At 66.3% G+C, this 24,571-nt stretch carries 33 protein-coding genes and 2 tRNA genes; 25 read left to right on the plus strand and 10 right to left on the minus strand.

The genetic code is table 11. The annotated features are described in order from the left end of the window. Window positions 1–14: 14 nt before the first annotated feature. Entirely contained in the window at window positions 15–638 is a 624-nt protein-coding gene (locus P0204_RS04080; protein ID WP_276221913.1) for a uracil-DNA glycosylase family protein, read from the minus strand. Between the two features lie 152 nt (window positions 639–790). Between P0204_RS04080 and P0204_RS04085 the strand changes: the two genes are divergently transcribed. Both P0204_RS04085 and P0204_RS04090 read left to right on the plus strand, forming a co-directional pair. Then, window positions 791–2,341 (plus strand): acyl-CoA carboxylase subunit beta, encoded by a 1,551-nt coding sequence (locus P0204_RS04085; RefSeq protein ID WP_276221914.1) that lies wholly within the window; start codon window positions 791–793, stop codon window positions 2,339–2,341. A gap of 2 nt (window positions 2,342–2,343) precedes the next feature. Then, window positions 2,344–2,670 carry a DUF8022 family protein gene (locus P0204_RS04090; RefSeq protein WP_276221915.1) on the plus strand — a complete coding sequence of 109 codons (327 nt, stop codon included), beginning with the start codon at window positions 2,344–2,346 and terminating at the stop codon, window positions 2,668–2,670. Here the strand turns inward: P0204_RS04090 and P0204_RS04095 are convergent, their stop codons facing one another. Both P0204_RS04095 and P0204_RS04100 read right to left on the minus strand, forming a co-directional pair. Continuing rightward, window positions 2,671–3,435 (minus strand): sensor domain-containing protein, encoded by a 765-nt coding sequence (locus tag P0204_RS04095; protein ID WP_276221917.1) that lies wholly within the window; start codon window positions 3,433–3,435, stop codon window positions 2,671–2,673. 109 nt (window positions 3,436–3,544) lie between these two features. Then, entirely contained in the window at window positions 3,545–4,387 is an 843-nt protein-coding gene (locus P0204_RS04100; protein ID WP_276221919.1) for a DUF4097 family beta strand repeat-containing protein, read from the minus strand. 158 nt (window positions 4,388–4,545) lie between these two features. Between P0204_RS04100 and P0204_RS04105 the strand changes: the two genes are divergently transcribed. Both P0204_RS04105 and P0204_RS04110 read left to right on the plus strand, forming a co-directional pair. After that, window positions 4,546–6,390 (plus strand): acetyl-CoA carboxylase biotin carboxylase subunit, encoded by a 1,845-nt coding sequence (locus P0204_RS04105; RefSeq protein WP_276221921.1) that lies wholly within the window; start codon window positions 4,546–4,548, stop codon window positions 6,388–6,390. A 48-nt stretch (window positions 6,391–6,438) separates the two neighbouring features. Continuing rightward, window positions 6,439–7,368, plus strand: a complete 930-nt coding sequence (locus P0204_RS04110) for a biotin--[acetyl-CoA-carboxylase] ligase (RefSeq protein ID WP_276221923.1) — start codon at window positions 6,439–6,441, stop codon at window positions 7,366–7,368. A gap of 2 nt (window positions 7,369–7,370) precedes the next feature. Here the strand turns inward: P0204_RS04110 and P0204_RS04115 are convergent, their stop codons facing one another. The 5 genes from P0204_RS04115 to P0204_RS04135 are packed head-to-tail and all read right to left on the minus strand — an operon-like array spanning window position 7,371 to window position 11,178. Beyond that, on the minus strand, window positions 7,371–7,844 hold the full coding sequence (locus P0204_RS04115; protein WP_276221926.1) for a universal stress protein: 474 nt from the start codon (window positions 7,842–7,844) through the stop codon (window positions 7,371–7,373). A gap of 60 nt (window positions 7,845–7,904) precedes the next feature. Further along, window positions 7,905–8,300: an SHOCT domain-containing protein gene (locus tag P0204_RS04120; RefSeq protein ID WP_276221928.1), complete on the minus strand. Its 396-nt coding sequence runs from the start codon at window positions 8,298–8,300 to the stop codon at window positions 7,905–7,907. Between the two features lie 38 nt (window positions 8,301–8,338). Further along, entirely contained in the window at window positions 8,339–9,361 is a 1,023-nt protein-coding gene (locus P0204_RS04125) for an amidohydrolase family protein (RefSeq protein WP_276221930.1), read from the minus strand. A 21-nt stretch (window positions 9,362–9,382) separates the two neighbouring features. Continuing rightward, complete coding sequence (locus P0204_RS04130) at window positions 9,383–10,606, minus strand: HD domain-containing protein (RefSeq protein ID WP_276221932.1); 1,224 nt, start codon at window positions 10,604–10,606, stop codon at window positions 9,383–9,385. A 38-nt stretch (window positions 10,607–10,644) separates the two neighbouring features. Further along, a complete protein-coding gene (locus tag P0204_RS04135) occupies window positions 10,645–11,178 on the minus strand; it encodes a protein-tyrosine phosphatase family protein (RefSeq protein WP_276221935.1) in 534 nt (177 codons plus the stop codon). A 133-nt stretch (window positions 11,179–11,311) separates the two neighbouring features. On the opposite strand from P0204_RS04135, the gene cofD reads away from it, so the two are divergent. The 5 genes from cofD to P0204_RS04160 all read left to right on the plus strand — a co-directional run bounded on the left by cofD (window position 11,312) and on the right by P0204_RS04160 (window position 14,829). Beyond that, on the plus strand, window positions 11,312–12,301 hold the full coding sequence (gene cofD / locus P0204_RS04140) for a 2-phospho-L-lactate transferase (RefSeq protein ID WP_276221937.1): 990 nt from the start codon (window positions 11,312–11,314) through the stop codon (window positions 12,299–12,301). Next, a complete protein-coding gene (locus P0204_RS04145) occupies window positions 12,301–13,044 on the plus strand; it encodes a tRNA-dihydrouridine synthase (RefSeq protein WP_276221939.1) in 744 nt (247 codons plus the stop codon). The genes cofD and P0204_RS04145 overlap by 1 nt, the downstream gene beginning before the upstream one ends. Continuing rightward, window positions 13,041–13,880, plus strand: coding sequence for a triphosphoribosyl-dephospho-CoA synthase (locus P0204_RS04150; RefSeq protein WP_276221940.1), 840 nt, complete (start codon window positions 13,041–13,043; stop codon window positions 13,878–13,880). Before P0204_RS04145 ends, P0204_RS04150 begins: the two co-directional genes overlap by 4 nt. After that, window positions 13,877–14,470 (plus strand): DUF447 domain-containing protein, encoded by a 594-nt coding sequence (locus P0204_RS04155; RefSeq protein ID WP_276221942.1) that lies wholly within the window; start codon window positions 13,877–13,879, stop codon window positions 14,468–14,470. The genes P0204_RS04150 and P0204_RS04155 overlap by 4 nt, the downstream gene beginning before the upstream one ends. Before the next feature lie 167 nt (window positions 14,471–14,637). Continuing rightward, window positions 14,638–14,829: a 30S ribosomal protein S17e gene (locus tag P0204_RS04160; protein WP_276221944.1), complete on the plus strand. Its 192-nt coding sequence runs from the start codon at window positions 14,638–14,640 to the stop codon at window positions 14,827–14,829. A 20-nt stretch (window positions 14,830–14,849) separates the two neighbouring features. Here the strand turns inward: P0204_RS04160 and P0204_RS04165 are convergent, their stop codons facing one another. Then, window positions 14,850–15,908 carry an Mrp/NBP35 family ATP-binding protein gene (locus tag P0204_RS04165; RefSeq protein WP_276221945.1) on the minus strand — a complete coding sequence of 353 codons (1,059 nt, stop codon included), beginning with the start codon at window positions 15,906–15,908 and terminating at the stop codon, window positions 14,850–14,852. Between the two features lie 109 nt (window positions 15,909–16,017). Between P0204_RS04165 and moaA the strand changes: the two genes are divergently transcribed. Continuing rightward, window positions 16,018–17,034, plus strand: a complete 1,017-nt coding sequence (moaA, locus tag P0204_RS04170; protein ID WP_276223317.1) for a GTP 3',8-cyclase MoaA — start codon at window positions 16,018–16,020, stop codon at window positions 17,032–17,034. Window position 17,035: 1 nt separating this feature from the next. Here moaA and P0204_RS04175 read toward each other — a convergent pair whose 3' ends face one another. Further along, window positions 17,036–17,332, minus strand: coding sequence for a hypothetical protein (locus tag P0204_RS04175; protein ID WP_276221947.1), 297 nt, complete (start codon window positions 17,330–17,332; stop codon window positions 17,036–17,038). A 187-nt stretch (window positions 17,333–17,519) separates the two neighbouring features. On the opposite strand from P0204_RS04175, the gene P0204_RS04180 reads away from it, so the two are divergent. The 15 genes from P0204_RS04180 to P0204_RS04250 all read left to right on the plus strand — a co-directional run bounded on the left by P0204_RS04180 (window position 17,520) and on the right by P0204_RS04250 (window position 24,551). Next, window positions 17,520–17,604: transfer RNA gene (locus tag P0204_RS04180), tRNA-Ser, on the plus strand. Window positions 17,605–17,629: 25 nt separating this feature from the next. Next, window positions 17,630–18,157, plus strand: coding sequence for a 30S ribosomal protein S13 (locus tag P0204_RS04185; RefSeq protein ID WP_276221948.1), 528 nt, complete (start codon window positions 17,630–17,632; stop codon window positions 18,155–18,157). Next, entirely contained in the window at window positions 18,157–18,672 is a 516-nt protein-coding gene (locus P0204_RS04190) for a 30S ribosomal protein S4 (RefSeq protein WP_276221950.1), read from the plus strand. Before P0204_RS04185 ends, P0204_RS04190 begins: the two co-directional genes overlap by 1 nt. After that, entirely contained in the window at window positions 18,669–19,058 is a 390-nt protein-coding gene (locus tag P0204_RS04195; protein ID WP_276221951.1) for a 30S ribosomal protein S11, read from the plus strand. The genes P0204_RS04190 and P0204_RS04195 overlap by 4 nt, the downstream gene beginning before the upstream one ends. Before the next feature lie 3 nt (window positions 19,059–19,061). Beyond that, window positions 19,062–19,841 (plus strand): DNA-directed RNA polymerase subunit D, encoded by a 780-nt coding sequence (locus P0204_RS04200; RefSeq protein WP_276221952.1) that lies wholly within the window; start codon window positions 19,062–19,064, stop codon window positions 19,839–19,841. Between the two features lie 105 nt (window positions 19,842–19,946). Then, a tRNA-Leu gene (locus P0204_RS04205) sits at window positions 19,947–20,031 on the plus strand. Between the two features lie 24 nt (window positions 20,032–20,055). After that, window positions 20,056–20,403, plus strand: a complete 348-nt coding sequence (locus tag P0204_RS04210) for a 50S ribosomal protein L18e (protein WP_276221954.1) — start codon at window positions 20,056–20,058, stop codon at window positions 20,401–20,403. Further along, on the plus strand, window positions 20,400–20,837 hold the full coding sequence (locus P0204_RS04215) for a 50S ribosomal protein L13 (RefSeq protein WP_276221957.1): 438 nt from the start codon (window positions 20,400–20,402) through the stop codon (window positions 20,835–20,837). Before P0204_RS04210 ends, P0204_RS04215 begins: the two co-directional genes overlap by 4 nt. After that, complete coding sequence (locus P0204_RS04220) at window positions 20,831–21,229, plus strand: 30S ribosomal protein S9 (protein ID WP_276221958.1); 399 nt, start codon at window positions 20,831–20,833, stop codon at window positions 21,227–21,229. Before P0204_RS04215 ends, P0204_RS04220 begins: the two co-directional genes overlap by 7 nt. 12 nt (window positions 21,230–21,241) lie before the next feature. Beyond that, entirely contained in the window at window positions 21,242–21,442 is a 201-nt protein-coding gene (locus P0204_RS04225) for a DNA-directed RNA polymerase subunit N (protein WP_166970841.1), read from the plus strand. After that, window positions 21,439–21,618: a DNA-directed RNA polymerase subunit K gene (locus P0204_RS04230; protein ID WP_276221962.1), complete on the plus strand. Its 180-nt coding sequence runs from the start codon at window positions 21,439–21,441 to the stop codon at window positions 21,616–21,618. The genes P0204_RS04225 and P0204_RS04230 overlap by 4 nt, the downstream gene beginning before the upstream one ends. Then, window positions 21,615–22,820 carry a phosphopyruvate hydratase gene (gene eno, locus P0204_RS04235; RefSeq protein ID WP_276221964.1) on the plus strand — a complete coding sequence of 402 codons (1,206 nt, stop codon included), beginning with the start codon at window positions 21,615–21,617 and terminating at the stop codon, window positions 22,818–22,820. Before P0204_RS04230 ends, eno begins: the two co-directional genes overlap by 4 nt. Then, window positions 22,817–23,605 (plus strand): 30S ribosomal protein S2, encoded by a 789-nt coding sequence (rpsB, locus tag P0204_RS04240; RefSeq protein WP_276221966.1) that lies wholly within the window; start codon window positions 22,817–22,819, stop codon window positions 23,603–23,605. Before eno ends, rpsB begins: the two co-directional genes overlap by 4 nt. Window positions 23,606–23,713: 108 nt before the next feature. Further along, window positions 23,714–24,091, plus strand: coding sequence for a DUF5518 domain-containing protein (locus P0204_RS04245; RefSeq protein ID WP_276221968.1), 378 nt, complete (start codon window positions 23,714–23,716; stop codon window positions 24,089–24,091). Between the two features lie 79 nt (window positions 24,092–24,170). Beyond that, window positions 24,171–24,551 (plus strand): DUF5518 domain-containing protein, encoded by a 381-nt coding sequence (locus P0204_RS04250; protein ID WP_276221969.1) that lies wholly within the window; start codon window positions 24,171–24,173, stop codon window positions 24,549–24,551. The last annotated feature ends 20 nt before the right edge of the window (window positions 24,552–24,571 follow it).

A 24,571-nucleotide genomic window follows, 5' to 3' on the forward strand; every position in this document is an offset into this window, starting at 1 on the left:
GGCGTCCCGTCGGACTACCGGACCCGCCAGACGTCGTCTCCCGGGAGGAACCGGCCGAGTTCGGCTTCCTGTCGGTAGTCGGTCGCGAGCAGCGCGGTGAGGGCGGCGACGAGGGCGTCCTCGTCGGCGTCGGTCCACTCGCTGGGGTCTTTGATCGGGTAGACGAGCCAGCCACTGCCACGGACCTCCGTCGCGTGCAGGGCCTCCATGTCGACGGAATCGGCCGGTTCGGCGGTCATATTCGCGAAGACGTGCCTGGTCGCGCGCTCGCCGACGGGGAGCAGGACGTGAGAGGTGATCGCCCGAACCTCGGTGTCGAACATCGGTTCGTGGTCCGCGTAATCGTCCGCGGTCGGGTCGCGGTCGCCACAGAGGAACAGATAGGAGAGGTACGTCTTGTCGACGGTCGGCGGGGTACCCACCTCCGTCAGGAGCCCACCGGCCAGCAGCGCCCGCTGGAGTCGCTCGGCGGCAGGGGTCCCGGTGAAGGGGATCCCCGACTCGCTGCCGCCGTGGACCCGGGGGTTGTCGCCGACGACGTGGAAATCGGCGTTGGCGTCGCCGTAGCCCGGGACGAACGGCTCACACGGCGCGTCGAAACCGAACGGGTTGTGCTGCGTTGCCGTGATGTTTTTCACACGGGGTGGAAGGTCGTACCCCCTCAAAACTCCGGCGGTTCGAACGCTCACGGTCGTTCCGGTGGGACTTCGATCCCGGCGGCGCGGGTAACGCTTTTCTCACCGGCCCCCGACAGCGCGGATATGTTCGGGTCCACGAGCCGTGATGTCGAATGAGCCACGACGACCGCGTCGAGGACCTCCGCGAGCGCAAGGGGGCCGCCGAACGGGGCGGCGGCGAGGAGCGCATCGAGGCACAGCACGACCGGGGAAAACTCACCGCCCGCGAGCGGATCGACTACTTCCTGGACGACGACACGTTCGTCGAGATCGACGCGCTGCGCGAGCACCGCTCGACGAACTTCGACATGGAGGACAACCACGTCCCGGGCGACGGCGTCGTCGTCGGCTACGGCCAGGTCAACGGCCGCCGGGTGTACGTCTTCGCCCACGACTTCACAGTCTTCGGCGGATCACTGGGCGAGGCGTTCGCACAGAAGGTCTGTAAGGTGATGGACCAGGCCATCGAGAACGGCGCGCCCATCGTCGGGCTGAACGACTCGGCCGGCGCGCGCATCCAGGAAGGGATCGACTCGCTGGCGGGTTACGCCGACATCTTCCACCGGAACCAGCAGGCCAGCGGCGTCGTCCCGCAGATCTCGGCGATCATGGGGCCGTGTGCCGGGGGTGCGGTGTACTCGCCGGCGATCACCGACTTCGTCTACATGGTCGAGGAGACCAGCCACATGTTCATCACCGGCCCGGACGTGATCGAGACGGTCACCGGCGAGGAGGTCGGCTTCGACGAACTCGGCGGCGCGAAGACCCACGCCAGCGAGTCCGGCGTCGCCCACTTCACGGCCGCTGACGAGAAGGCCGCGATGGACGAGATCCGCTATCTGCTCTCCTTTCTCCCCCAGAACAACGTCGAGGACCCGCCCAGCGTCGACTCCTGGGACGACCCCGACCGGCGGGACGACTCGCTGGTCGAGACGGTCCCCGACGCCCCACAGAAACCCTACGACATGCACGACGTGATCGGCGGCGTCCTCGACCAGGACTCCTTCTTCGAGGTCGCGGAGGCCTTCGCCCGCAACATCCTCACCGGGTTCGCCCGCCTGGACGGCCACGCCGTCGGCGTCGTCGCCAACCAGCCCCGTGTCAACGCCGGGACCCTGGACATCGACGCCTCCCGGAAGGCGGCACGGTTCGTCCGCTTCTGTGACGCGTTCAACATCCCGATCCTCACCTTCGTCGACGTGCCCGGGTTCATGCCCGGCAAGGACCAGGAACGTAACGCCATCATCAACCACGGCGCGAAACTCCTCTACGCGTTCTCGGAGGCGACGGTCCCGTTGCTGACGGTCATCACGCGCAAGGCCTACGGCGGCGCCTACGACGTGATGGCTTCGAAACACATCGGCGCGGACGTCAACTACGCCTGGCCGACCGCCGAGATCGCGGTGATGGGGCCACAGGGCGCGGTCAACGTCCTCTACGACGACGAACTCGAATCCGCCGAGGACGTCGAGGCCCGGCGGCAGGAACTCATCGACGAGTACCGCGACGCGTTCGCGACCCCCTACATCGCGGCCAAACGCGGGTTCGTCGACGACGTCCTCGAACCACAGGAGACACGGCCGCGGCTGATCGCCGATCTGGAGCTACTCCGGGGGAAGCGAGCGGACCAGCCCGACCGCAAACACGGTAACATCCCACTGTAACCATGGCGACAGAGACAGACACCGACGGCGAGGTATCGGCCGAGACGGCAGTCGACGACGATCTGGTCGAGTCCGTCACGAACCAGGTTCCGGACGCCTCCACCGAGGAGGCCGCCGCGATCGCGGTCGCCATCGGCGCTCACCTGGCCGACCGGGAACGGGCCGCAGCGGCCGCGGCCGCCGCCACAGCGCAGTCCGAGGAGAGCTGGGACGGGGAGGAGTGGGCCTTCTCCGAGCGGGTCAGCGCGACCCAGCAACGCCACGTTCGGGTCCCCGGGGAGACGCCGACCGATCCCTGGACCGCGGCGGGCCGGACCGACCGGATGTAGTCACTCCGGTTCGGAGCCACCGAGGATCGCACCGAGAGGGTCGTAGGCCCCGGCCAGGAGCCGTTCGGTGACCCACCCCGTCGCGCGTGCGAGTCCGTTGAGGGCGTTCAGCGTCGCCAGCGAGAGGAGGAGCCCGGCGACAGCCACCACCAGTGCCTCCGGCAGCGTCCGGACCCGCCAGTAGTCGACGCTGACGACCGCGTTGACACCGACCAACAGGTTGTTCCAGACGACGTACAGCGCCGGGTGAAACTCCACCGGACGGTCGGTCGGGATACCGACGTACACCGCCGGGTCACCGTAGTGCAGCGGGACGAGCACCATCGCAAGCCCGGTCGACAGCGCCGAGGTCAGCAGTAGCAGCGTCACGATTCCGACGCCGAACTTCAGTACCAAGTACGCGAGCGGCGTCCACGTCCGGTGGTCGATGAACAGCGAGGCCACACGTTCGCGGGCTGTCTCGCCCGACAGAGCGGTCCGGGCCTCGATATCACGGCCGAGCAGCGTCGTCGTGAGACGGCGCTCGATGCCGGCGAGGGCCAGACAGACGACCGCGGTCGCCGCCAGGACGACCACACCGATTAAAACGACCGACAGACCGAGCCCGAACCCCACGCCGAAACTGACGACGAAGACGTACACGAACCCGGCGGGGAACGCCAGCAGCAGGTACAGGAGGTTCCGGTACGTCTGTGGCCGGACCGGTGCGCCGACGAACCGTCGCGCTCCGCGGGAGAGGGTCGCGAGATCGACAGCGGGAGCCATCCGTTCTCCCTGGTCACCGAACGAACATAAATCTCGACGGTCGTGTCGCGAGTGCCGACGCGAATCCGGCGTTCGACTGTGTGTCTCTCGACCATCCGACCGACCCCCGTCACAGCGAGTGGACGGTCACGTCGCCGGTCGAGGACTCGATGCGAAGCGTCGGCCCGCCCTCCCCGAGGACGCCACGGAACGACTCTCCGGGGTCGTCTTGCTCGGTTTCGCCGTCCGACAGCGGGAGTCCGGTCAGTTCCACGTCGCCGGTCGAGGACTGGACGACGAGCGTCGCGTCCAGGTCCGGAGCCACGTGTGCGGTCACGTCGCCGGTGTTGGCGTCGACGGTCGTCTCGCCGTCGATCGCGGGGACGTCGACAGAGACATCACCGGTGTTCGTCGACGCTCCGGCCAGGACCTCCGGCGTTCGAACCTCGACGTCGCCGGTGTCGGACTCGGCGCTGACAGTACCGCCGCCGCGGCGTACCCGGACGTCGCCGGTGTTCGCCTCGGCCCGCAGATCACCGGCGACATCGGTCGCTTCGATATCCCCGACGGAGGTCGTCACCTCGCCGACGGTCAGTGAAGCGGGGACTTCGGCGTCGATGTCTAGCGACGGCCGACTGGTGAAGAACCCGGTGGTCCCGCTCCACTGGGACGAGAGGGAGATCCGACCGTTCTCCCGGGTCGTCTCCAGGGTCAACTGCGTGACGTCCGTGCCGACGGAACTGGCTTGCTTGACGGCGCGGACGTGGAGGTCCTCGCGGTCGGTGCCGCGCAGCGTCACGTCCCCGGTCTCGGTTTCGACTGTCAGGGTGGTCGCGTCACGGACTGTGATCGTCTCTGTCGACTCCGTCCGTTTCCCGACGAACGGGGTCGTCCCGCTACAGCCGGCAGCGGCGGTCAGGGCGGTGAGGGCAGTGCCGGCGAGGAACCGCCGGCGCGTTACGTCGCTGGTCACACGTAGTCGTTGTCGGCATCGCCCCTTCAACACCGGCTGCCCGTTGCAGGCCTGCCAACCGTTCGACAGATTTATCTATCCGTTCGCTGCTGTCGTACCAGACGACCGAGTTCCGGAGTCCGCATAGTTTTATGGGCCGACTCTCAGTATGACGGGACATGTTCGACAAGGTGCTCGTCGCCAACCGCGGGGAGATCGCGGTACGCGTCATGCGTGCGTGCGAGGAGCTGGGCATCGGGACAGTGGCGGTGTACTCCGAGGCAGACAAGGAGTCGGGGCACGTGCGGTATGCCGACGAGGCGTACAACGTCGGGCCGGCTCGGGCCGCCGACTCGTATCTCGATCAGGAGGCGATCGTCGACGCCGCGAAACAGTCCGGTGCCGACGCGATCCACCCCGGCTACGGGTTTCTCGCCGAGAACGCCTCCTTCGCCCGGAGGGTCGAGGACACCGAGGGCGTGAAGTGGATCGGGCCGACGGGCGACGCCATGGAGTCCCTGGGCGAGAAGACGAAGGCCCGCAAGATCATGCAGTCGGCGGATGTCCCGATCGTCCCCGGGACGACGGATCCCGTCGACGACCCCGAGGAGGTCGTCGAGTTCGGCGAGGAGTACGGCTTCCCGGTCGCGATCAAGGCCGAGGGCGGCGGCGGCGGCCGCGGGATGAAGATCGTCCACGATCCCGAAGAGGCCGAAGAACAGCTCGAATCTGCGAAACGCGAAGGCGAGGCCTACTTCTCGAACGACTCCGTCTATCTCGAACGGTTCCTGGAGAACCCCCGTCACATCGAGATCCAGATCCTCGCGGACCACCACGGCAACGTCAGACATCTCGGCGAGCGTGACTGTTCGCTCCAGCGACGACACCAGAAAGTCATCGAAGAAGGGCCGTCGGCCGCTCTCTCCGAGGAGCTTCGGGAGAAAATCGGCGAATCAGCCCGCCGCGGGGTCCGGCAGGCCGACTACTACAACGCGGGGACCGTCGAGTTCCTCGTCGAGGAAGACACCGAGCGCGAGGCCGACGAGGTGCTCGGCCCGGAGACGAACTTCTACTTCCTGGAGGTCAACACCCGCATCCAGGTCGAGCACTGCGTCACCGAGGAGATCACCGGCATCGACATCGTGAAGTGGCAGATCAAGGTCGCACAGGAAGAGGCGATCCCCTTCGCCCAGGACGACGTCGAGATCGACGGCCACGCGATGGAGTTCCGCATCAACGCCGAGAACGCCGCCGAGGACTTCGCGCCGGCCAACAGCGGCTCACTGGAGACCTACGACCCGCCGGGCGGGATCGGCGTCCGGATGGACGACGCGCTCCGACAGGGCGACGACCTGGTGACCGACTACGACTCGATGATCGGGAAGCTCATCGTCCACGGCTCGGACCGCCAGGAGGTCATCGAGCGCGGGAAACGCGCGCTGGCGGAGTTCGATGTCGAGGGGTTCCCGACGGTGATCCCGTTCCACCGGCTGATGCTCACCGACGAGGAGTTCGTCGCCTCGACACACACGACGAAGTATCTCGACAACCACCTCGACCGGTCGCGCATCGAGGAAGCCCAGGAGAAGTGGGGGACGACGACCGACAGCGAGGCCGAGGAGGACGAAGAGGTCGTCGAGCGCGAGTTCACGCTGGAGGTCAACGGGAAGCGCTTCGAGGTCGAACTCGAAGAGCGGGGCGCTCAGCCGATCCAGGTCGGCGACGTCGATCTGGAAGACGGCGGCGACCAGCCCCAGCGCCCGCAGGCCGGCAGCGACTCGGACGGCGACGGCGGTGGCGCAAGCGCCGAGGGACAGGAGGTCACCGCCGAGATGCAGGGGACGATCCTCTCGGTCGAGGTCGAGACCGGCGACGAGGTCGAGGCCGGCGACGTCCTCTGTGTGCTCGAAGCGATGAAGATGGAGAACGACATCGTCGCCGAACGCGGCGGGACGATCAACGAGATCGCCGTCGGCGAGGGCGACTCCGTCGACATGGGCGATCTGCTGTTCGTCATCGGGTGAGAGCCGGCTCCCGTCTGCTTTTTACTGTCGGCTGTCGTATCCGGGTCCATGCAGGAGACGCGCCATCGGGTCCTCGACGCCCTCGCAGCGGGTCCGGCCTCGGGACCGGCGCTGGCCGACGAGTTGGATATCTCACGCGCTGCGGTCTGGAAACACGTCGAGGCGCTCCGCGAGGAGGGGTTCGAGATCGAGAGCGTCGACGACGGGTACGAACTGGCTGGCGTCCCCGAGTTCGGTGGGGCAGCCGTCGAGTACGGGCTCGACGCGCCCTTCGAGATCGACCCCCACGGCAGCATCCCGAGTACGAACGCACGGGCACGCGATCTCGCGGCCGACGGCGCCGAGGACGTGGTCGTGCTGGCCGACGAACAGACCGGCGGTCGTGGCCGTCTGGACCGCGAGTGGACCTCACCCAGCGGGGGTATCTGGCTCTCGGTCCTCTGCCGGCCGGACGTGCCGATGGCCCACGCGCCGGTGTTCACGCTCGCTGCGGCAGTGGCGGTCACCCGCGCAGCCCGCGAGGCCGGCGTCGACGCCCGTATCAAGTGGCCCAACGACGTACTCGTCGACGGGCGGAAGCTGGTCGGCATCCTCACCGAGATGGAGGGCGAAGCCGACCGCGTCTCCTGGGTCGTCGTCGGGATGGGGATCAACGCTAACGTCGACCCTGACTCCCTCCCGACGGACGCCGACCCGACGAGTCTCCGGCACGAGCGCGGCGAACCGGTCGACCGCCGGGTGTTCACACAGCGAGTGCTCGAAGCGTTTCACGACCTCCGGAGCGACATCGACAGCGTGCTCCCGGCCTGGCGCGAGCACGCGACGACGCTGGGCAAGCGTGTCCGCGTCGAGACAGCCGACGGACCGGTCGAAGGCGAAGCCGTCGACATCCGGTTTCCCGGGGCACTCGTCGTCGACACCGACGACGGTGAGGTGACCGTCACCGCCGGGGACTGCGACCATCTGCGTCCGGTTTGAGGTCACTCGATAGCGATTTCACGGGGTTGGGACGGTGGCTCCGGACTTGTCGTCCCGACGGGAACGGTGACGACGGGAATCCGGGAGCCACGGATCACGGTCTCGGCGACCGAGCCGAGCAACAGGCGGTCGATCCCGGCCCGACCGTGGGTTCCCATGACGATCACGTCACAGTCGTGGGTGCTCGCGTACTCGCCGATCCGGGTACCGGGCCGCCCATCGACGATAGCCCGTTCGACCGGAACGTCACCAGCCACCCGCTCGACGGCGTCGATCGCACGCGTCCCTTCCGTCTGGAACAGTTCGGTGACGCCTTCCCAGGTCATGTCCGCCGGCAGCGTGGAGAACCGGCCGGTGTCGGCGACGTACAGCGCGTGGATCTCGGCGTCGTGTGTCTCCGCCAGCGCCACGGCGTGACGGACGACCCCGTCCATCCCCGCGGTCCCGTCAGTCGGGAGGAGAATCCTGTCGTACATGAGGAATAGTTAGTAATACTACTGCTTAGGAGTTTGGTACTCGGTACCGAATACCATTACCTATTCCAGTTCGGCTTCGAGGTCCGCGACCGCTTGGTCGGTGTCGCTCATTTCGGCTTCGAGACGGCGTTCGAACTCCTCGTCGGTGAGTTCGCCGCGTTTGTACTGCTCGGTGAGTCGGTCCACCGAATCTGTCGGCTCCGTAGGTGCTCCGCCGGCGCTCTCGATCCGGTCTGCCGAGTCCGTCCCGTCGCTGGCGATCGACGAGACGAGCCTGTAGACCAGGTACGCCCCACCGCCGAACAGGAGGACAGTGACGAGCAGTCCGAGCAGCGCTGCCAGGAGGTTCTGGAGGAACGCGAGGACGACCGTGGCGACGACGAGTGCAGCGACCACCACGACCGCCCCGAGGGCCAGTTTTCCGAGCGTTCCGACTCCGCGGTCTGTCGAGGGCATCTCACGCCGGTATACGGGTGCCGGCCGGATAAACTCGGCTACGCGTCCGCGAGGACGACGCGGTCGATGTCGTCGACGCCGGCCCGGCGAACCAGCGCGCGGACGGGGTTTCGCGCGCCCGTGAGATTGTCGGTGTCACCGTCGAGGGTGAACAGGCGTGCTGGCCGGCCAGGCTCGATCACACCACAATCGAGGCCGGCGATCTCGGCGCCGTTGACCGTCGCCATCCGGAGCACTTCACGGGCGGAGAGGTCGTACAGCATCTCGGTGACCGCCATCTCGCGGAACATCGAGGGGCTGTTGAGCATCACGTTGTCGGTCCCCAGCGCGACCGTCGTCCGTTCGGTCAGCGCTTCGACCGGCGGTTTCCCGACCCCAGTCGAGAGGTTCGACCGCGGGCAGACGACGATCGGGATATCGCTATCGGCGACCCGATCCAGGTGCAACTCCGTTGCGTGGACCATGTGGACGAGAAAGTCCGGATCGAGATCGAGTGCCGGATTGATGTCGGAGGCGTCGACCTCGCCGGCGTGGATGCCGAAGAGTTTCCCCGCCTGCCGGGTCGCTCGACGCTCGGCGCCGAACTCGTCGTCGTTGGCACCGCTGGCGCCGAACCCGTCGGCCGCTTCCATCGCGTCGACGGTCTCCCGGCCGAGGAGAACGCTCCGGAGCGACGAGTCCGTCAGCGCCGCCTTGATCGCGCTCACCCCTTCGACACCGCCCTCTCGGAACTCGACGAACGCTCCCGTTCCGGACCGCTCCATGAACGAGAGCGTTCGGTCCATCCCGGCGATCAACTCGTCCGTGCTCGCGGCCCGGAGAAGCCGGTGTTTCAGTCCGTCCGGCGGCGCGACGAGTTCTTCGAGCGTCAGTCCCTCGCCGGCTTCCTTCGCGATGGAGTCGCCGATGTGCGTGTGGGCGTTGACGAACGCCGGACAGACGATGGCGTCGCTATCGACGGCGGCTTCCTCGACCGCTTCGATCTCGCCGGCCTCGACGACGACACGCCCCTCGATGGGTTCGAAGTCCCGCCCGCGGAGGATCGTTCCTTCCAGAATCACGGCTACTGGTGTGTCCGACAGTCAGTTAAACTCGTCGAGGGTCGCGTGGATTCCGGTACGGACGTCCCTGACACGAGCGCCGTCGATATCTAGTCCGAGTTCGCGGATCGCGGCTTCGCCGACACGTTCGTTCGACGACGGGGGGGCGTAGACGCCGAGTCGCCACTGGTCGCGCTGTGCCGCCCGGAGCGCACCGACCAGCGTCGATTGCTCGCCTAACTGCCGGACTTCGCCGTTGACGAGGACGCGACTCGTCGACTCCGTCATCGAGGGTTCGGCGGCCACGTCGATCAGGACCGCGTCGGTATCGACGCCCGCCACCGCCGCGATCTTGTCTTCGAGGGCGCGGATGTCCCGGTGGTCGGCTTCGAGTAAGTCCTGTGGGACGGAAGAATACTCCGCCCAGACGGCCCGTTTGTACAAATTTCGGCAGCTCAACCGATCGGCGTACGCCTCGGTCTCGTCACACTGTCGGAGCCGCACCAACAGATCGTTGTCGTCCCATCGCCGGAGGTCGTGTGCCGTCCAGTTGGTCGCTGTCAGCAAGCGTTCGGTCCCGCGGCGCAACATCGTCTTGGCGATGCGGGCGACGTGGTGCTGATAGACGGTCGGGTTCATCAGTGCCCGGGCGAGCAACAGCGATTCGGCGGCCTGGACGTTGCCCTCGTCGAGGACGAGTTCGCCGTCGACCAGTCGGAGCTCCCGGATCAGCCGCTCGTGGTCGATGGTCCCGTAGGGAACGCCGGTGTGGTGGGCGTCACGGACCAGATAGTCCATCCGGTCGACGTCGAGTTCACCCGAGACCAGTTGCCCGAGGTCGCCGTCGCCAGCGACGAGGTCGGCGACCCGGTCGGGATTGAGCCCGTGTTCGCTGAGGACCCGTGCGACCGGGCCGCTGTCGATGAGTTCGTGGACGTCGTCGTGGTATTTTCCCGTGTGCCGGTGGACGACGTGTTCGACGTTGTGGCTGTACGGGGAATGGCCGATGTCATGGAGCAGCGCCGCGGCCCGGACGCGTTCGGCCTGCCGACCCTCGATCCCGAGATGACCGAGTGCCTGGTCGGCGAGATGGTACACCCCCAGTGAGTGCTCGAACCGGGTGTGGTTGGCCGACGGGTAGACCAGTGTGACCGTGCCGAGCTGGGAGATGTGACGGAGGCGCTGGACGGGCGGCGTCTCCAGCAACGCTTCGGCAACGCCCTCGACCGCGATGTGGTCGTGGACGCTGTCCTTGATCGTTGTCATCGTGCGCGCATACGCCGGCTCCGGTGAAAACAATTCGGCTAGGCCACGCGAGCGATGTCGGCCAGTACCTCCACGAGATCGGCCTTCTCGGCGTTGCCGGCACGGACCGCGTCGAGTGGTTCCCGTCCCATCGACTCGACCGTCTCGATAGCTCGGTGTGGCCCGTAGTCACGGTTGTAGACGAGCCAGGCGGCAAGTACCTGGCCCGTCCGTCCGATACCGGCGAGGCAGTGGACGACGACTCGCTCCTCGTCTCTCCGTGCGTCGGCCAGGAACGGCAGTATCTCCGCGCTGAGTTGCTGTTGTGGAACCAGATGGTGATCCGGGACCGGGCTATGACAGACGTTCTCGGCCCCGAACGCCGACCGGTACCGGTCGAGATTCGAGCCACCCGTATCGAGTTGTCGGCCGGGAAGCAGACAGCAGATCCGCGTTACCTCCCGGTCGCGGAGCGTCTCGATCCAGTCGTCGAGGGCGTCGGCGTGTGAACCCGCGGAGTGCCAACCGGGGGCGCAGGCCCCGTAGACGAACTCTTCGTCGGGCGCCGCCGGTGCGAAACGGTGTGCGTTCATCGGTCGGTTTCGCTACTATACGAGATATGTGAGGGCGCTAACTTGAAGCTGCCCACCCGGTTCTCAGGGCTGATTCTTCGACCGACGTGGCGGAGGACCACGTTTATACCGACACTATCCCCTACGTCGGCGTATGGTGACGTTCCTCGCCGGCGGGACAGGGACACCGAAACTGCTGGCCGGTGCCGACGGCGTCTTCCCACCGCAGGAGACGACCGTAATCGCCAACACCGGCGACGACATCGAACTCGGTGGCCACCTGATCTGCCCGGACCTCGACACTGTGTTGTTCCTGGGCGGCGACGACCTGGACCGTGAGACCTGGTGGGGCCGTGCCGATGACACGACCGAGACACACGACGAGCTCCACCGACTCGCCGACGCCGCCGACCTGGAGACCGGTCCGCGTTACCTCCCGGCCGATCGACAGACCGCGGGCCGTCCTATCGCCCGCTGGCGACGCTTCTCCGGGATCGCTGAATTCATGCTCATCGGTGATCGTGATCGAGCGGTCCACCTCACGCGGACCTCGCTGCTGGACGAAGGGGAGCCGTTGACCGCAGTCACACGAACGCTCGCCGACGCGTTCGATCTCGACCGGACGCTCCTGCCGATGAGCGACGATCCGGTCGCAACTATCGTCCACACGCCGTCGGGACCAATGCACTTCCAGGAGTGGTGGGTCGCACGGAACGGCGATCCACCGGTCGAGGACGTCGAGTTCCGTGGTTCCGCGGAGGCCGATCCGACCGACGCCGTCTTGGCTGCCCTGGACGGCCCAGTAGTGATCGGCCCGTCGAATCCGGTCACCTCAATCGGCCCGATGCTGGCAATCGATGCCGTCGAGCGGGCACTCAACGGGACGACCGTCGTCGCCGTCTCGCCGTTCGTCGGCGACGAAGTGTTCTCCGGCCCAGCCGCTGACCTGATGGCAGGGACCGGGGTCGAACCAAGTACCGCCGGCGTCGCCGCCTCCTATTCGTTTGCCGACGCCTTCGTCCTCGACGAGGCCGATCCGACGGAACTCGATCGGCCGGTCGTCCGGACGGACACGACGCTCGATGGCCCCGCAGACGCGGCCCGCGTGGCACGCGCCGTCGACCGGGCACTGGGGGTGATCTGATGTTCCGGCCACGCGTCGCGCTGGCGAGCCTGAGCGGCGAGTCCGACACCGGGTGGGCCCGTAGCGTCGCCGACCACGTCGGCTGTGCGTTCCTGGGCGGCATCGCCCTCGACGGGCCGACACGGGATGCCGCCCGTCAGTTGGTCGATCGCGACCGGAGGGAGTTTCTCCCGGACGATCCGGTCTCGTTCGTCGACGAACAGCTCGGGGCGCTCGAACCGGTACCGATCCGACCGGGATTCAACGTCCGGAGCGCGTCGGTCGAGCCCGTCCGTCGGGTCGGGGCCGTCTGTCGCGACCACGACGCGATCCTCGAACTGAACGCCCACTGCCGGCAAAGCGAGATGTGTGCGGCCGGCGCCGGCGAATCGCTTCTCCGGGACACCGACCGCCTCGAAGAGCAGGTCTCGGGAGCCACTGCGTCGGGGGCGACGGTCTCCGTGAAGGTCCGGGCCGAGGTCGACGGCGTCGATCTGGTCTCTGTGGCCGGGGCGGTCGAACGCGCCGGCGGTGACGTCCTCCACGTCGACGCGATGGACTCCGAGGGGGTCGTGGCACCGGTCACGGACGCGACCGACCTGTTCGTGATCGCCAACAACGGCGTCCGAGACGCGGAAAGCGTCCAGGAGTATCTCGGTTACGGTGCCGACGCCGTCAGCGTCGGGCGCGCCAGTGACGACCCTGAGATCCTTCGGGACGTGCGCGCAGCCGTCGACGCACAGCAGCGAGGAGTCGTCCGATGACGGTGCGATCCATCGCCCAGGACGCCGAGCTCGCGCTCCTGTTGGAGGTCACCGGGACCCCGAAACCGGGCAACGTCGACCGGAACCACGACCACGACGATCTGCGGTTCGAGCACTTCATGGCCGGCGCTGTCGGCGCGCGTCCGGGTCTGGAACGGGCGGCCGACGGCGAACGGGTCGGTCGTGTCTTCGAGCGCGCCGTCGCCGGGATGGTCCAGCAATCGGCCGGGAACACGCAGTTCGGTGCGTTGTTACTCTTGTCGCCGCTTGTCGCGGCGGCCCACGACGACGCGCTGACACCGGCCGGCACGGACGAAGTGGTGAGGGCGACGACCGTCGCGGACGCGGCGGACTTCTATCGTTCATTCGAGCACGTCGACGTTGCAGTCGGCGACCCGCCAGCGGGCCTGGAGCCACTGGACGTCAGACGTGGCTCGGCGGCGATACCGGCGATCGAGGAACGCGAGTTGACGCTGTACGACGTAATGGAGCGCAGTGCCGACGTGGACGGGGTTGCCGCTGAATGGGTCGGCGGGTTCGAGCGCGTGTTCGGGGCCGCCGAGCGGATCATCGACGGAGACGGTCCCGTTCCCGACAGAGCGGCGACAGTGTTCCTCGAACTACTGGCCGAAGAGCCGGACACGTTCGTGGTGAAACAGTCGGACCGCGAGACCGCCGAGACGGTCCAGCGACGGGCACAGGCTGTCCTCGACGGCAACGAGGAAGCTGCAGATTTGGCAGATACACTCGTCGAGGAAGGCATCAACCCCGGGACGACCGCCGATCTGGTGGCCGGTGCGCTGTTCGTCACACTCCGTCGGGGGGTCGAACTGTGAGCGGGGCGTCTGACGACGGGTGGCCGGTCGAACTAGACGGCGTCACGGAGTCGGTTGTGACGACGAAAGGGCCAAACGGGCTGTGGAACCTGGCGGCGCTTGGGATCCACGTGCCGGACGACCGCGCTCTCGCGACAGCGACGACCTGGGGCCGGACCCGGACCTGGCGGAACTTCCGGGAGCGTGGCTCGGGCTACGTCCAGTTCACCCGCGATCCGGTCGACTTCGCCGAGGCGGCACTGTCGATCCGTGAACACGAGGAGCCAGTTATCGACAGCGCGGACGCGTGGGTTCAGGTGACAGTCGAACAGCAGGACGAGGGGACGAACGGCGGCACGCAGTGGGTCGAGTGGGAGTTGACTCCCGTCGAGTCGGCTGTCTGGCGGCGCGTGGTGCCGACGACGAACAGGGGCCACGCCGCCGTCGTCGAGGCGACAGTCGCCGCCTCGCGGCTGGGTGTCGACGCCTACGACCGGGAGACGCTGCTGGACCGGCTCGCGTACTTCGAGTCCGTCGTCGAGACTGCCGGCGGCGAACGCGAACGGGCAGCCTTCGAACGGGTCCGAGACCTGGTCGACGCCGAGTGGTAGCGAACAGGTGACACGCGCAGGGACCGACGTGGTGTGTCACGCTCCCGCTTGACACGTCGGTTCGCTCGTCAGGACACGGCGACCCTGGTTCCGTCCCGGATGATAAAGCTTCGCGCGTGGGGCCGTGATTCGAACCCTTTTTGAGGCCCACCAGGCAATCAACGCCCATGGCAATCAAACCCGCCTACGTCAAGAAGACAGGGCGACTCCTGATGGAGCGATACCCCAACGCCTTCGGGGCCGACTTCGAGCACAACAAGGATGTCGTCGAGGAACTGACCAACATCGAGTCAAAGGGCGTCCGTAACCGCATCGCAGGCTACGTCACTCGCAAGCAGAATACCGCCGTCGAAGCGTAACGTCTTCTCTGTTCTCCGCGCTACTGCTCGGGTTCGGCCAGCTGTGCGTCCGCCTGGCGCTTCCGGTGGATGATCCCCTGCATGTCCGCCGTCCGGGCCGTGATTCGGCGGAAGGCGTCGCCCGTGTCGCTGTCCTCGTCCAGCACCAGGGGCTGCCCGCTGTCGCCACCCTCGCGGACGCCCGGGTCCAGCGGGACCTCGCCCAGGAACGGCATATCGGTATCCTCGGCGAACTCGCGGCCACCGCCGCTCCCGAAGATGTCGTGGTCGCCGCCACAGTCGGGGCAGACGAACGTCGACATGTTTTCGACGATGCCGAGTACGGGCGTCTCGTGGCGACCGAACATCCGCAGCCCCTTCCGGGCGTCGTCGAGTGCGACCTCCTGTGGCGTGGTCACGATGACCGCCCCGGAGACGGGGACCTGCTGGAGCATCGTCAGTTGTGTGTCCCCGGTCCCCGGCGGCAGGTCCACGATCATGTAGTCCAGGCTGCCCCAGACCACGTCGTCCCAGAGCTGGGTAAGGACGCTGTCGACCATCGGGCCACGGAAGATGACCGGGTCGTCCTTGCCGACGAGGAAGTCCATGCTCATCAGCTTCATCCCGTGTTTCTCGACGGGGATGATCTGTTCGTCCTCGGTGGCGCGCGGTGATTCGTCGGCGTCGAGCATCCGCGGGACGTTCGGGCCGTAGATGTCGGCGTCGAACAGGCCAACGCGGGCGCCCAGCCGGGAGAGCCCGGCCGCGAGGTTCACGGCGACCGTCGACTTGCCGACCCCGCCTTTTCCCGAGGCCACGGCGATGACGTTCTTGACGTCGGGCAGCGGGTCCTCCTCGGCCGGGACACCGCGGTCGACGCTCGCCGAGAGGTCGATATCGTAGCCAGTATCTGCGAGGGCTTCGCGGACCTCGTTTGCCATCGCGGTCTCGGCCGGCGAGTAGGGGGCACCCAGCGCGAGGTCGATCCGTATCTCGTCGTCGACCTCGATACTGTTGATCAGGCCCAGTGAGACGATGTCGTCCCCGAGGTCGTCGTCCTCGACAGCCCGGAGACGGTCACGTACGTCGGAGTCGTCCATGCCACCGGGTAGGCCCCGCAGCGCCGATAAGGATTGTGTCCCCCGGCGGCCAGTCCCAAATCCGGCATCGGGCAGGTAGTTTATACCCGTGGCTCTGCAAGGGCGTGACGTGCTGGAGGACGACCACGGTCGTGAGGTCTCGCAAGTCCGCGTGTCCCTGACCGACCGGTGTAACTTCGACTGCGTCTACTGTCACAACGAGGGGCTGGGCGATACTCGCGGTCCGATGGAGCCACAGGACGACGAGATGGACGCCGACGACGTGGTCCGTTTCCTGGAGGTGGCCCGGGAATTCGACGTCGAGGCGGTGAAGTTCACCGGCGGCGAGCCGATGCTCCGGGGCGACCTCGAAGAGATCATCCGCCGGACCCCCGAGGGGATGGAGGTGTCGATGACCACCAATGGAACCTTCCTTCCCGGGCGCGCAGGGGACCTCGTCGATGCCGGGTTGGAGCGCGTCAACGTCTCACAGGACGCCATCGAACCCGAGGCCTTCGCCGAGATCACACAGAGCGGTGCCTACGAGAAGGTTATCGAGGGCGTCGAGGCCGCCCTCGACGCGGGCTTGAACCCGGTGAAGCTGAACATGGTCGTGTTCGAACCGACGGCAGGCTACGTGCCGGAGATGGTCGATCACGTCGCACGGAACGACGGGCTCCGGCTGCAGTTGATCGAGTACATGCCGGAACTGGTCGGTCGACCCGAGTGGGCGATCGACATCCAGCGAGTCCACGACTGGCTCGCCGACCAAGCCCACCGTATCGAGGTCCGAGAGATGCACGACCGCAAGCGCTACTGGGTGCAGGACGACGAGGGAGCGGGCGAGGGGATGGTCGAGATCGTCGATCCCGTCGAGAACACGACCTTCTGTGACAACTGCCATCGCGTGCGCGTGACACACGACGGGAAGCTGAAGGGCTGTCTCAACCGAACCGACGACCTGCGGTCGATGGGCGAGATGAACCGCGAGGAGATCCGCGAGACGTTCCGCGAGACCGTCGCCAACCGGGTCCCGTACTACGGCGAATACATGGTCAAGGAGGACGGCGAGTGGGTCGTCAACGAAGAGTACATCGACCGCGGCCCGGCCGTCGAGTCGACACCGGCGCCGACAGACGACGACTGAGTCACGGCCGCCGGAACGTGTAGCTGATCCCGTCTGCCTCGACGTGTAGTTCTCCCGCCTCGTGGTCGAATATCAGCCGTTCGGCCGACCCGTCGAACCCGTGGAGGGGCATCCCCGTCGTCACAGTGCCGTCGGGGCCGACGGCGACGAACGTCGAGCGCCCGAAGGTGGCCCGGAGCGTCCCGTCGTCGTCTCTCTCCACGTCGACCCCGGCGAACCGGCTGAGGTGGTCACGGACCGTGGCGCTGTCGGTCGGGTCGACGGCGGTTCCGCCGTCTGCTCTCCGTCGTCGTTCCATACGGGACGATAGCGTCCCAGACACGTCGTTGTTGTGAACCTGCCACACGGCGGCGTATGTCCCGCTCTCACGCGGGAACTCCCTTCCGTTGCGTTTAAATACAACCCCGGAATAGACTGGGACACACTCGTGTAGGGGGACCGGCTCCCGAGTCCGCGTGCTGCGGGCGCGAGTCTCAGCAAAGCGTGTCGTGGTAGCCAAGCCTGGCCCAAGGCGCAGGGTTGCTAACTCTGTGGCGTACAGCCTCCTGGGTTCGAATCCCAGCCACGACGCTCACCCCTAACCGACTACCCACATATGAGTGCAGAAGACCCCAACGCGGACGAGGCGGACGAGGAAGAAGAGGACATCCGCTACTTCGTCCGCATCGGACAGACAGACCTCGACGGCACCAAGTCCGTCGAACGAGCACTGACAGAACTGAACGGCATCGGGACGCGTGCCGCTCGCCTCATCGCCCAGAAGGCGGAGGTCGACCGGCGAGCAGTCTTCGGCAAGCTCGACGACGACGTCATCGACAACGTCGTCGAGCACGTCGAGAGTTTCGCCGACGACGTTCCCGACTGGATGACCAATCACCAGAAGGACTACTTCACCGGTGAGACCACCCACGAGACCGGGAACGACCTGAATCTCACCCGCCGTCAGGACATCAACCGCATGAAGATGATCGACTCCTACCGTGGTATCCGCCACCAGCGTGGCCAGAAAGTCCGCGGCCAGCGGACGAAGTCCACGGGGCGTACCGAGGGCACCATCGGCGTCAACGTCGAGGCCATCAAGGAAGAACAGGCCGAGGAAGCCGCCGCGGAGGATGACGAATAATGGCGCTCGGTTCGAACACGAAGTTCTACGAGACGCCCAACCATCCCTTCCAGGGCGAGCGCATCGCCGACGAGTCGAACCTCGTCAGCCGCTACGGCCTGAAGAACAAAGAGGAACTGTGGCGTGCACAGTCCGAACTCCGAGGCTACCGCCGTGAGGCCCGGAAGCTGCTGGGCAGTGCCGGCGAGCACGAAACCGAAGCCGAGGAGTTCCTGGCACGGCTCAAGCGCTACGGCACACTCAACGAACAGGACACGCTCGACGACGTCCTGTCGCTCGACGTAACGGACGTCCTGGAACGCCGACTCCAGACCGTCGTCTACCGCAAGGGCTACGCGAACACGGCCGAACAGGCCCGACAGTTCATCGTCCACGGGCACATCACGCTGGACGGCCAGCGTGTCACGCGCCCGTCGATGAAGGTCGAAGCCGGCGTCGAGAGCACGCTCGGGTTCGACGAGAACAGCTCGCTGGCGGACGAACTCCACCCTGAGCGCGCGGAGGCACAAGAATGAGCGAAGAGAAAGACGGCATCACGGGCATCGCCCACGTGCACGCATCGTTCAACAACACGATCATCACCATCACCGACCAGACCGGCGCGGAGACGCTCGCGAAGAGCTCCGGCGGGACGGTCGTCAAGCAGAACCGCGACGAGGCCTCGCCCTACGCCGCGATGCAGATGGCGGAGGTCGTCGCGGAGAAGGCTATCGACCGCGGTGTCGAGGAAGTCCACGTCCGCGTCCGTGGTCCCGGTGGGAACCAGCAGACTTCCCCCGGGCCGGGCGCACAGGCGACGATCCGTGCGCTGGCACGTGCCGGCCTCGAAATCGGCCGTATCGAGGACGTCACCCCGACGCCTCACGACGGCACACGCGCGCCGAAGAACTCCGGGTTCTAACCAATGACACAGGATTACGAGGTTGAGTTCGTCGACCGCGGTGAACGGGAATCGCGCTTTCTCGTCCGTGGGATCACGCCGGCGTTCGCAAACGGCATCCGCCGTGCGATGGTCGCAGACGTGCCCACGTTCAGTATCGACACTGTCCGGGTGATCGAGAACACGAGCGTGATGTTCAACGAGCAGATCGGGCTCCGGCTCGGACTGATTCCGTTGACCACGGATATCGACGACTTCGAACTCGGCGATGAGGTCACGCTGTCGCTGTCCGTCGATGGACCCGGGACCGCCTACTCGGGCGACCTCGTGTCCAGCGACCCCCTGGTCGAACCCGCGGACGACAACATCCCGATCATCGAGCTGAAAGACGACCAGCGCCTCGAAGTCGAGGCCGATGCCGTCCTCGATACCGGGAAGGAACACGCCAAACACCAGGGCGGCGTCGCCGTCGGCTACCGACACCTCCAGCAGGTAGAAGTCGTCGGTGACAAAAGCGAGTTCGAGGACGACGAACCGAACATCCTGCGTGGCGTCATCGAGGAACAGGCGGCCGAACACGCTGCCGGCGACGCCACGAACGGAGAACTCGTCGCGACAGAGACGTTCGACAACGACCTCTCGAAGCGGTACCCCGGCAAGGAAGTCGAGGTAACCGACGTCGAGAACGCGTTCGTGTTCCACGTCGAGACCGACGGATCGCTGACCGCAGACGACCTCGTCGTCAGCGGTGTGGAGACGATCCGGAACCGCGCGACAGAACTGAAAGACGCAGTCCAACTGTAACGAAGACCATGCCCCGAAACACACCCACGGCACCGATGACCGCACGCCCCCGAAGCGCGAGGACCGAAAGGGGTTTTACGGGGCACGCAGAACGAACTGATGCGAGCAGGGATAGCCAAGTCAGGCCAACGGCGCAGCGTTCAGGGCGCTGTCCCGTAGGGGTCCGCAGGTTCAAATCCTGCTCCCTGCACTTTTCCTACAACGGAGGAATCATATGAGCAAGACGAACCCGAGACTCAGTAGTCTCATCGCCGATCTGAAGTCCGCCGCCCGTTCGGGCGGTGCTGTCTGGGGCGACGTCGCCGAGCGCTTACAGAAGCCACGGCGCACACACGCGGAAGTCAACCTGGGCCGCATCGAGCGGTACGCCCGGGAAGACGAAACCGTGGTTGTGCCGGGCAAGGTGCTCGGTTCCGGTGTCCTGCAGAAGGACGTCACCGTCGCCGCCGTCGACTTCTCCGGAACCGCCGAGAAGAAGATCGACCAGGTCGGAGAGGCTGTATCACTCGAACAGGCAATCGAAAACAATCCCAACGGCTCTCAGGTCCGGGTGATCCGATGAGCGTCGCAGAGTTCGACGCTGACGTGATCGTCGACGCCCGCGACTGTATCATGGGCCGTGTCGCCTCGCAGGTCGCCGAGAAGGCCCTGGACGGCGAGACCGTCGCTGTGGTCAACGCCGAACAGGCCGTCATCACCGGCCGCGAGAACCAGATCGTCGAGAAGTACAAGAAACGCGTCGACATCGGGAACGACAACGGGTACTTCTACCCGAAACGACCGGACGGTATCCTCAAGCGGTCGATCCGCGGGATGCTCCCCCACAAGCGAAAGCGTGGCCAGGAGGCCTTCGAGAACGTCCGTGTCTACGTCGGGAACCCGTACGACGACGACGGCGACGTGCTCGACGGCACGTCGCTGGACCGACTGTCGAACATCAAGTTCGTCTCGCTGGCCGCTGTCAGCGAGCAGCTTGGAGGAAACAAGACATGGTAACGAACACGTCCGGAAAGAAGAAGACCGCCGTCGCCCGCGCGACGATCCGTGAGGGCGAGGGACGCGTGCGTATCGACTCCCAGCCGGTGGAACTGGTCGAACCGGAGCTGGCACAGCTGAAGATGCTGGAGCCGTTCCGCATCGCGGAGGAGAACATCCGCGACGACATCGACGTCGAAGTGTCCGTCGAAGGTGGCGGTGTCATGGGGCAGGCAGACGCCGCCCGGACCGCCATCGCTCGCGGCCTCGTCGACTTCACGAACGACGCAGAACTCCGCGACGCGTTCATGGAGTTCGATCGATCGCTGCTGGTCAACGACGTGCGCCAGTCCGAACCGAAAAAGTGGGGCGGCCCCGGCGCACGGGCCCGCTACCAGAAATCCTACCGCTGAGGTGATCAAAGTATGATGGTACCGGTCCGGTGTTTCACCTGCGGTAACGTCGTCGGCGAGCACTGGGAGGAGTTCAAGGCCCGTACCCGTGAAGCCGAAGAGCCCGAGGACCCCGAGATGGTCCTCGACGAACTCGGCGTCGAGCGGCACTGCTGTCGCCGGATGCTCGTCTCGCACAAGGACCTCGTCGACATCGTCGCACCCTACCAATGAACGCACAGGAAAGCCGCTACGAGAAGGCCCGCAAACTGGGCGCACGAGCGCTGCAGTTGGCCCACGGTGCCCCCGTGCTCATCGAGACGGAGCAGACCCAGCCGATCCTCATCGCTGCCGAGGAGTACGACGCCGGGGTGCTTCCGTTCACAGTCAGGCGAGGTGACCACAAATGACGCTCATCACAGACGTACGACTCCGCCGCGTCCTCGACTCGCGTGGGAACGCGACCGTCGAGGCTGACGTCCTCACGGAGAGTGGGGGATTCGGCCGCGGCAAAGCACCGAGCGGTGCAAGCACCGGCGAGTACGAGGCGATCGAACTCCCGGCCCAGGAGGCCATCGCGAACGCTCGCGAGGAGGCACTCCCCCGCCTCATCGGCGAGGTCCACGCCGGCAACCAGCGTGACGTCGACGCGGCGCTGCACGCTGCCGACGGTACGGACGACTTCTCCGGGATCGGTGCGAACTCGGCGGTCGCCATCTCGATGGCGGCCGCGAAAGCCGGTGCCGACGTGCTGGGTGCACCACTCTTCCAGCACCTCGGTGGTACCTTCCGCGGCAACGAGTACCCGACGCCGCTGGGTAACATCATCGGCGGCGGCGAACACGCCGCGGACGCCACCAACATCCAGGAGTTCCTCGCGGCCCCCGTCGGCGCACCCAGCGTCGAGGAGGCCGTCTTCGCCAACGCCGCGGTCCACCAGGAGGTCCACGACATCCTGGCCGACCGCGACCTGCCCGCGGGCAAGGGCGACGAGGGTGCGTGGGCACCCTCCATCTCGGACGACGAGGCGTTCGAGATCATGGACGAAGCCGTCGAGACCATCGCGGACGACTTCGGCTTCGCGATCACCTTCGGCCTCGACGTCGCCGGTGCCGAGCTGTACGACGACGAGTCGGACGGCTACGTCTACGACGACGGCGTCAAATCCACCGAAGAGCAGATCGACTACATCGCCGGGAAGGTCGAGGAGTACGACCTCGTCTACGTCGAGGACCCCCTCGACGAGAACGACTACGAGGCCTTCGCCGACCTGACCGACCAGGTCGGAGACCAGACGCTGGTCTGTGGTGACGACCTGTTCGTCACGAACGTCGAGCGGCTGCAGGCGGGCATCAAGGCCGGTGCCGCAAACAGCATCCTCATCAAGCCGAACCAGATCGGGACGCTGACCGACGCCGTCGACGCCATCGAACTCGGCGTCGAGAACGGCTACGAGTCGGTCGTCTCCCACCGCAGCGGCGAGACGGAGGACACAACCATCGCACACCTCGCCGTCGCGACCGCCGCACCGTTCATCAAGACGGGCGCGGTCGGCGGCGAGCGAACAGCCAAGCTGAACGAACTGATCCGTATCGAGGACAACGCAGTATGAGCGGCAACGAAAAAGAGGGTCTCGACGCGTCAGAGTCCGACTTCGACCCGTCAGAGGACGAGGAGGAAGTCGACGCCGACGCCAATACCGAGGCCGAGACGGAAGCCGAACAGCCCGCTGACGCCGCCGACGAGGCGGCCGAGGCCGAAGCAACAGACGACGAGCCCCAGCTCGACGAGGACGTCATGCCCGACGAGCAGGCCGAAGCGGACCTGCTGATCCCCGTCGACGACTACCTCGGGGCCGGCGTCCACATCGGGACCCAGCAAAAGACCAAGGACATGGACCGGTTCATCCACCGCGTCCGGACCGACGGGCTCTACGTGCTGGACGTCTCGATGACCGACCAGCGTATCCGCACCGCCGCGGACTTCCTGGCCAACTACGAGCCCGAGCAGATCCTCGTGGCTTCCTCACGCCAGTACGGCCGGTTCCCGGCCGAGAAGTTCGCCGAGGCCGTCGGGGCACGCGCCCGGACGGGCCGGTTCATCCCCGGCACGCTGACCAACCCCGACTACGACGGCTACATCGAGCCCGACGTCGTGGTCGTCACCGACCCGATCGGTGACGCCCAGGCCGTCAAGGAGGCCATCACGGTCGGTATCCCGGTCATCGCGATGTGTGACTCCAACAACACCACGTCCAACGTGGATCTCGTGGTCCCCACCAACAACAAGGGGCGCAAGGCCCTGTCGGTCGTCTACTGGCTGCTCGCCAACGAGACGCTCGACCGCCGCGGTGCCGAGCCCGCCTACGGGCTCGACGACTTCGAATCCGGTATCTGAGGCTCGTTTTCGCGCAGTCTTCTGTTTCCTGCCGACGCTACGAGTGGCGGGTCTGTCGTCCCGGAGCGAACGCAAGGATTACCAGCGGGCCGAGAGAACGGACGGGCGATGGCAGAAGGAGACACCCTCCTCAACGCGGTGATCGGTGCGGTCGCGACGGTCGTCCTGAGTTCGTTCCTCCCCTTCGTCTCCCCGCTGTTCGGCGGCGCGATCGCGGGCTATCTGGAAGGCGGCGACCGGAACGACGGGCTCAGAGTCGGGACGATCTCCGGTGTGCTTGGACTCCTCGTCGTGATGGTCTTGTTCGGGCTGTTCTTCGTTATGTTCGGGCTGTTCGCGCTCGAAGCACCCCTCGCGTTCGGGGCACTCGGTATCGTGGTCTTCCTGGTCGCGATCGTCGGTGGGTTGCTCTACATCGTCGGTCTGAGTGCCGCGGGCGGGTGGCTCGGCAACTACGTCAGATACGAGACAGATATCGGGAACTGATCGGTACAAGCTCGTGAGACAGTCACCGACGGCGTGCTCGGAAGCTACATGACCTCCCCCGCCGAACCGGACGAGCGAGATGCGTGAGACACTAGCCGACGCCGGGACGGGTGCGCTCGTGACGATCGTGCTCTCCTTTCTCCCGTTCTCGTCGATCGCCGGCGGCGCCGTCGCGGCTCATCGGGACGGTGGTGGATACACTCGCGGGCTCTGGGTCGGAACGCTCGCCGGTGTCGCGGCGATGCTCCCACTGCTCGTGTTGTTCGTGCCCGCGCTGTACATCGCCGGCCTGCTGGGGTTCGGGATTCCGCCGTCGGCACCCGCCTACGATCTCTTTCTCGGACTCGTGTTCGGGTTCTTCCTGGCGTACACCGTCGGGATCAGCGCGGTCGGCGGCGTCTGTGGGGTCTGGGTGCGACGGAACAGGGACTGGAACCTCGATCCGGGTCGGTGGCGCTAACGATGTTGGCACACGATTCA

The organism is Haloarcula halophila, from assembly GCF_029278565.1.
Lineage (GTDB): Archaea > Halobacteriota > Halobacteria > Halobacteriales > Haloarculaceae > Haloarcula > Haloarcula halophila.

Coding starts and splice junctions, on each gene's coding strand:
- P0204_RS04150 (WP_276221940.1), top strand. CDS start 13,041: ATGACGGTGCGATCCATCGCCCAGGACGCCGAGCTCGCGCTCCTGTTG.
- P0204_RS04120 (WP_276221928.1), bottom strand. CDS start 8,300: ATGCCCTCGACAGACCGCGGAGTCGGAACGCTCGGAAAACTGGCCCTC.
- P0204_RS04135 (WP_276221935.1), bottom strand. CDS start 11,178: ATGAACGCACACCGTTTCGCACCGGCGGCGCCCGACGAAGAGTTCGTC.
- P0204_RS04225 (WP_166970841.1), top strand. CDS start 21,242: ATGATGGTACCGGTCCGGTGTTTCACCTGCGGTAACGTCGTCGGCGAG.
- P0204_RS04200 (WP_276221952.1), top strand. CDS start 19,062: ATGACACAGGATTACGAGGTTGAGTTCGTCGACCGCGGTGAACGGGAA.
- P0204_RS04195 (WP_276221951.1), top strand. CDS start 18,669: ATGAGCGAAGAGAAAGACGGCATCACGGGCATCGCCCACGTGCACGCA.
- cofD (WP_276221937.1), top strand. CDS start 11,312: ATGGTGACGTTCCTCGCCGGCGGGACAGGGACACCGAAACTGCTGGCC.
- P0204_RS04245 (WP_276221968.1), top strand. CDS start 23,714: ATGGCAGAAGGAGACACCCTCCTCAACGCGGTGATCGGTGCGGTCGCG.
- P0204_RS04185 (WP_276221948.1), top strand. CDS start 17,630: ATGAGTGCAGAAGACCCCAACGCGGACGAGGCGGACGAGGAAGAAGAG.
- P0204_RS04095 (WP_276221917.1), bottom strand. CDS start 3,435: ATGGCTCCCGCTGTCGATCTCGCGACCCTCTCCCGCGGAGCGCGACGG.
- P0204_RS04220 (WP_276221958.1), top strand. CDS start 20,831: ATGGTAACGAACACGTCCGGAAAGAAGAAGACCGCCGTCGCCCGCGCG.
- P0204_RS04145 (WP_276221939.1), top strand. CDS start 12,301: ATGTTCCGGCCACGCGTCGCGCTGGCGAGCCTGAGCGGCGAGTCCGAC.
- P0204_RS04110 (WP_276221923.1), top strand. CDS start 6,439: ATGCAGGAGACGCGCCATCGGGTCCTCGACGCCCTCGCAGCGGGTCCG.
- P0204_RS04250 (WP_276221969.1), top strand. CDS start 24,171: ATGCGTGAGACACTAGCCGACGCCGGGACGGGTGCGCTCGTGACGATC.
- P0204_RS04210 (WP_276221954.1), top strand. CDS start 20,056: ATGAGCAAGACGAACCCGAGACTCAGTAGTCTCATCGCCGATCTGAAG.
- P0204_RS04190 (WP_276221950.1), top strand. CDS start 18,157: ATGGCGCTCGGTTCGAACACGAAGTTCTACGAGACGCCCAACCATCCC.
- P0204_RS04115 (WP_276221926.1), bottom strand. CDS start 7,844: ATGTACGACAGGATTCTCCTCCCGACTGACGGGACCGCGGGGATGGAC.
- rpsB (WP_276221966.1), top strand. CDS start 22,817: ATGAGCGGCAACGAAAAAGAGGGTCTCGACGCGTCAGAGTCCGACTTC.
- P0204_RS04160 (WP_276221944.1), top strand. CDS start 14,638: ATGGCAATCAAACCCGCCTACGTCAAGAAGACAGGGCGACTCCTGATG.
- P0204_RS04090 (WP_276221915.1), top strand. CDS start 2,344: ATGGCGACAGAGACAGACACCGACGGCGAGGTATCGGCCGAGACGGCA.
- P0204_RS04130 (WP_276221932.1), bottom strand. CDS start 10,606: ATGACAACGATCAAGGACAGCGTCCACGACCACATCGCGGTCGAGGGC.
- P0204_RS04230 (WP_276221962.1), top strand. CDS start 21,439: ATGAACGCACAGGAAAGCCGCTACGAGAAGGCCCGCAAACTGGGCGCA.
- P0204_RS04215 (WP_276221957.1), top strand. CDS start 20,400: ATGAGCGTCGCAGAGTTCGACGCTGACGTGATCGTCGACGCCCGCGAC.
- eno (WP_276221964.1), top strand. CDS start 21,615: ATGACGCTCATCACAGACGTACGACTCCGCCGCGTCCTCGACTCGCGT.
- P0204_RS04165 (WP_276221945.1), bottom strand. CDS start 15,908: ATGGACGACTCCGACGTACGTGACCGTCTCCGGGCTGTCGAGGACGAC.
- P0204_RS04105 (WP_276221921.1), top strand. CDS start 4,546: ATGTTCGACAAGGTGCTCGTCGCCAACCGCGGGGAGATCGCGGTACGC.
- P0204_RS04175 (WP_276221947.1), bottom strand. CDS start 17,332: ATGGAACGACGACGGAGAGCAGACGGCGGAACCGCCGTCGACCCGACC.
- P0204_RS04085 (WP_276221914.1), top strand. CDS start 791: ATGAGCCACGACGACCGCGTCGAGGACCTCCGCGAGCGCAAGGGGGCC.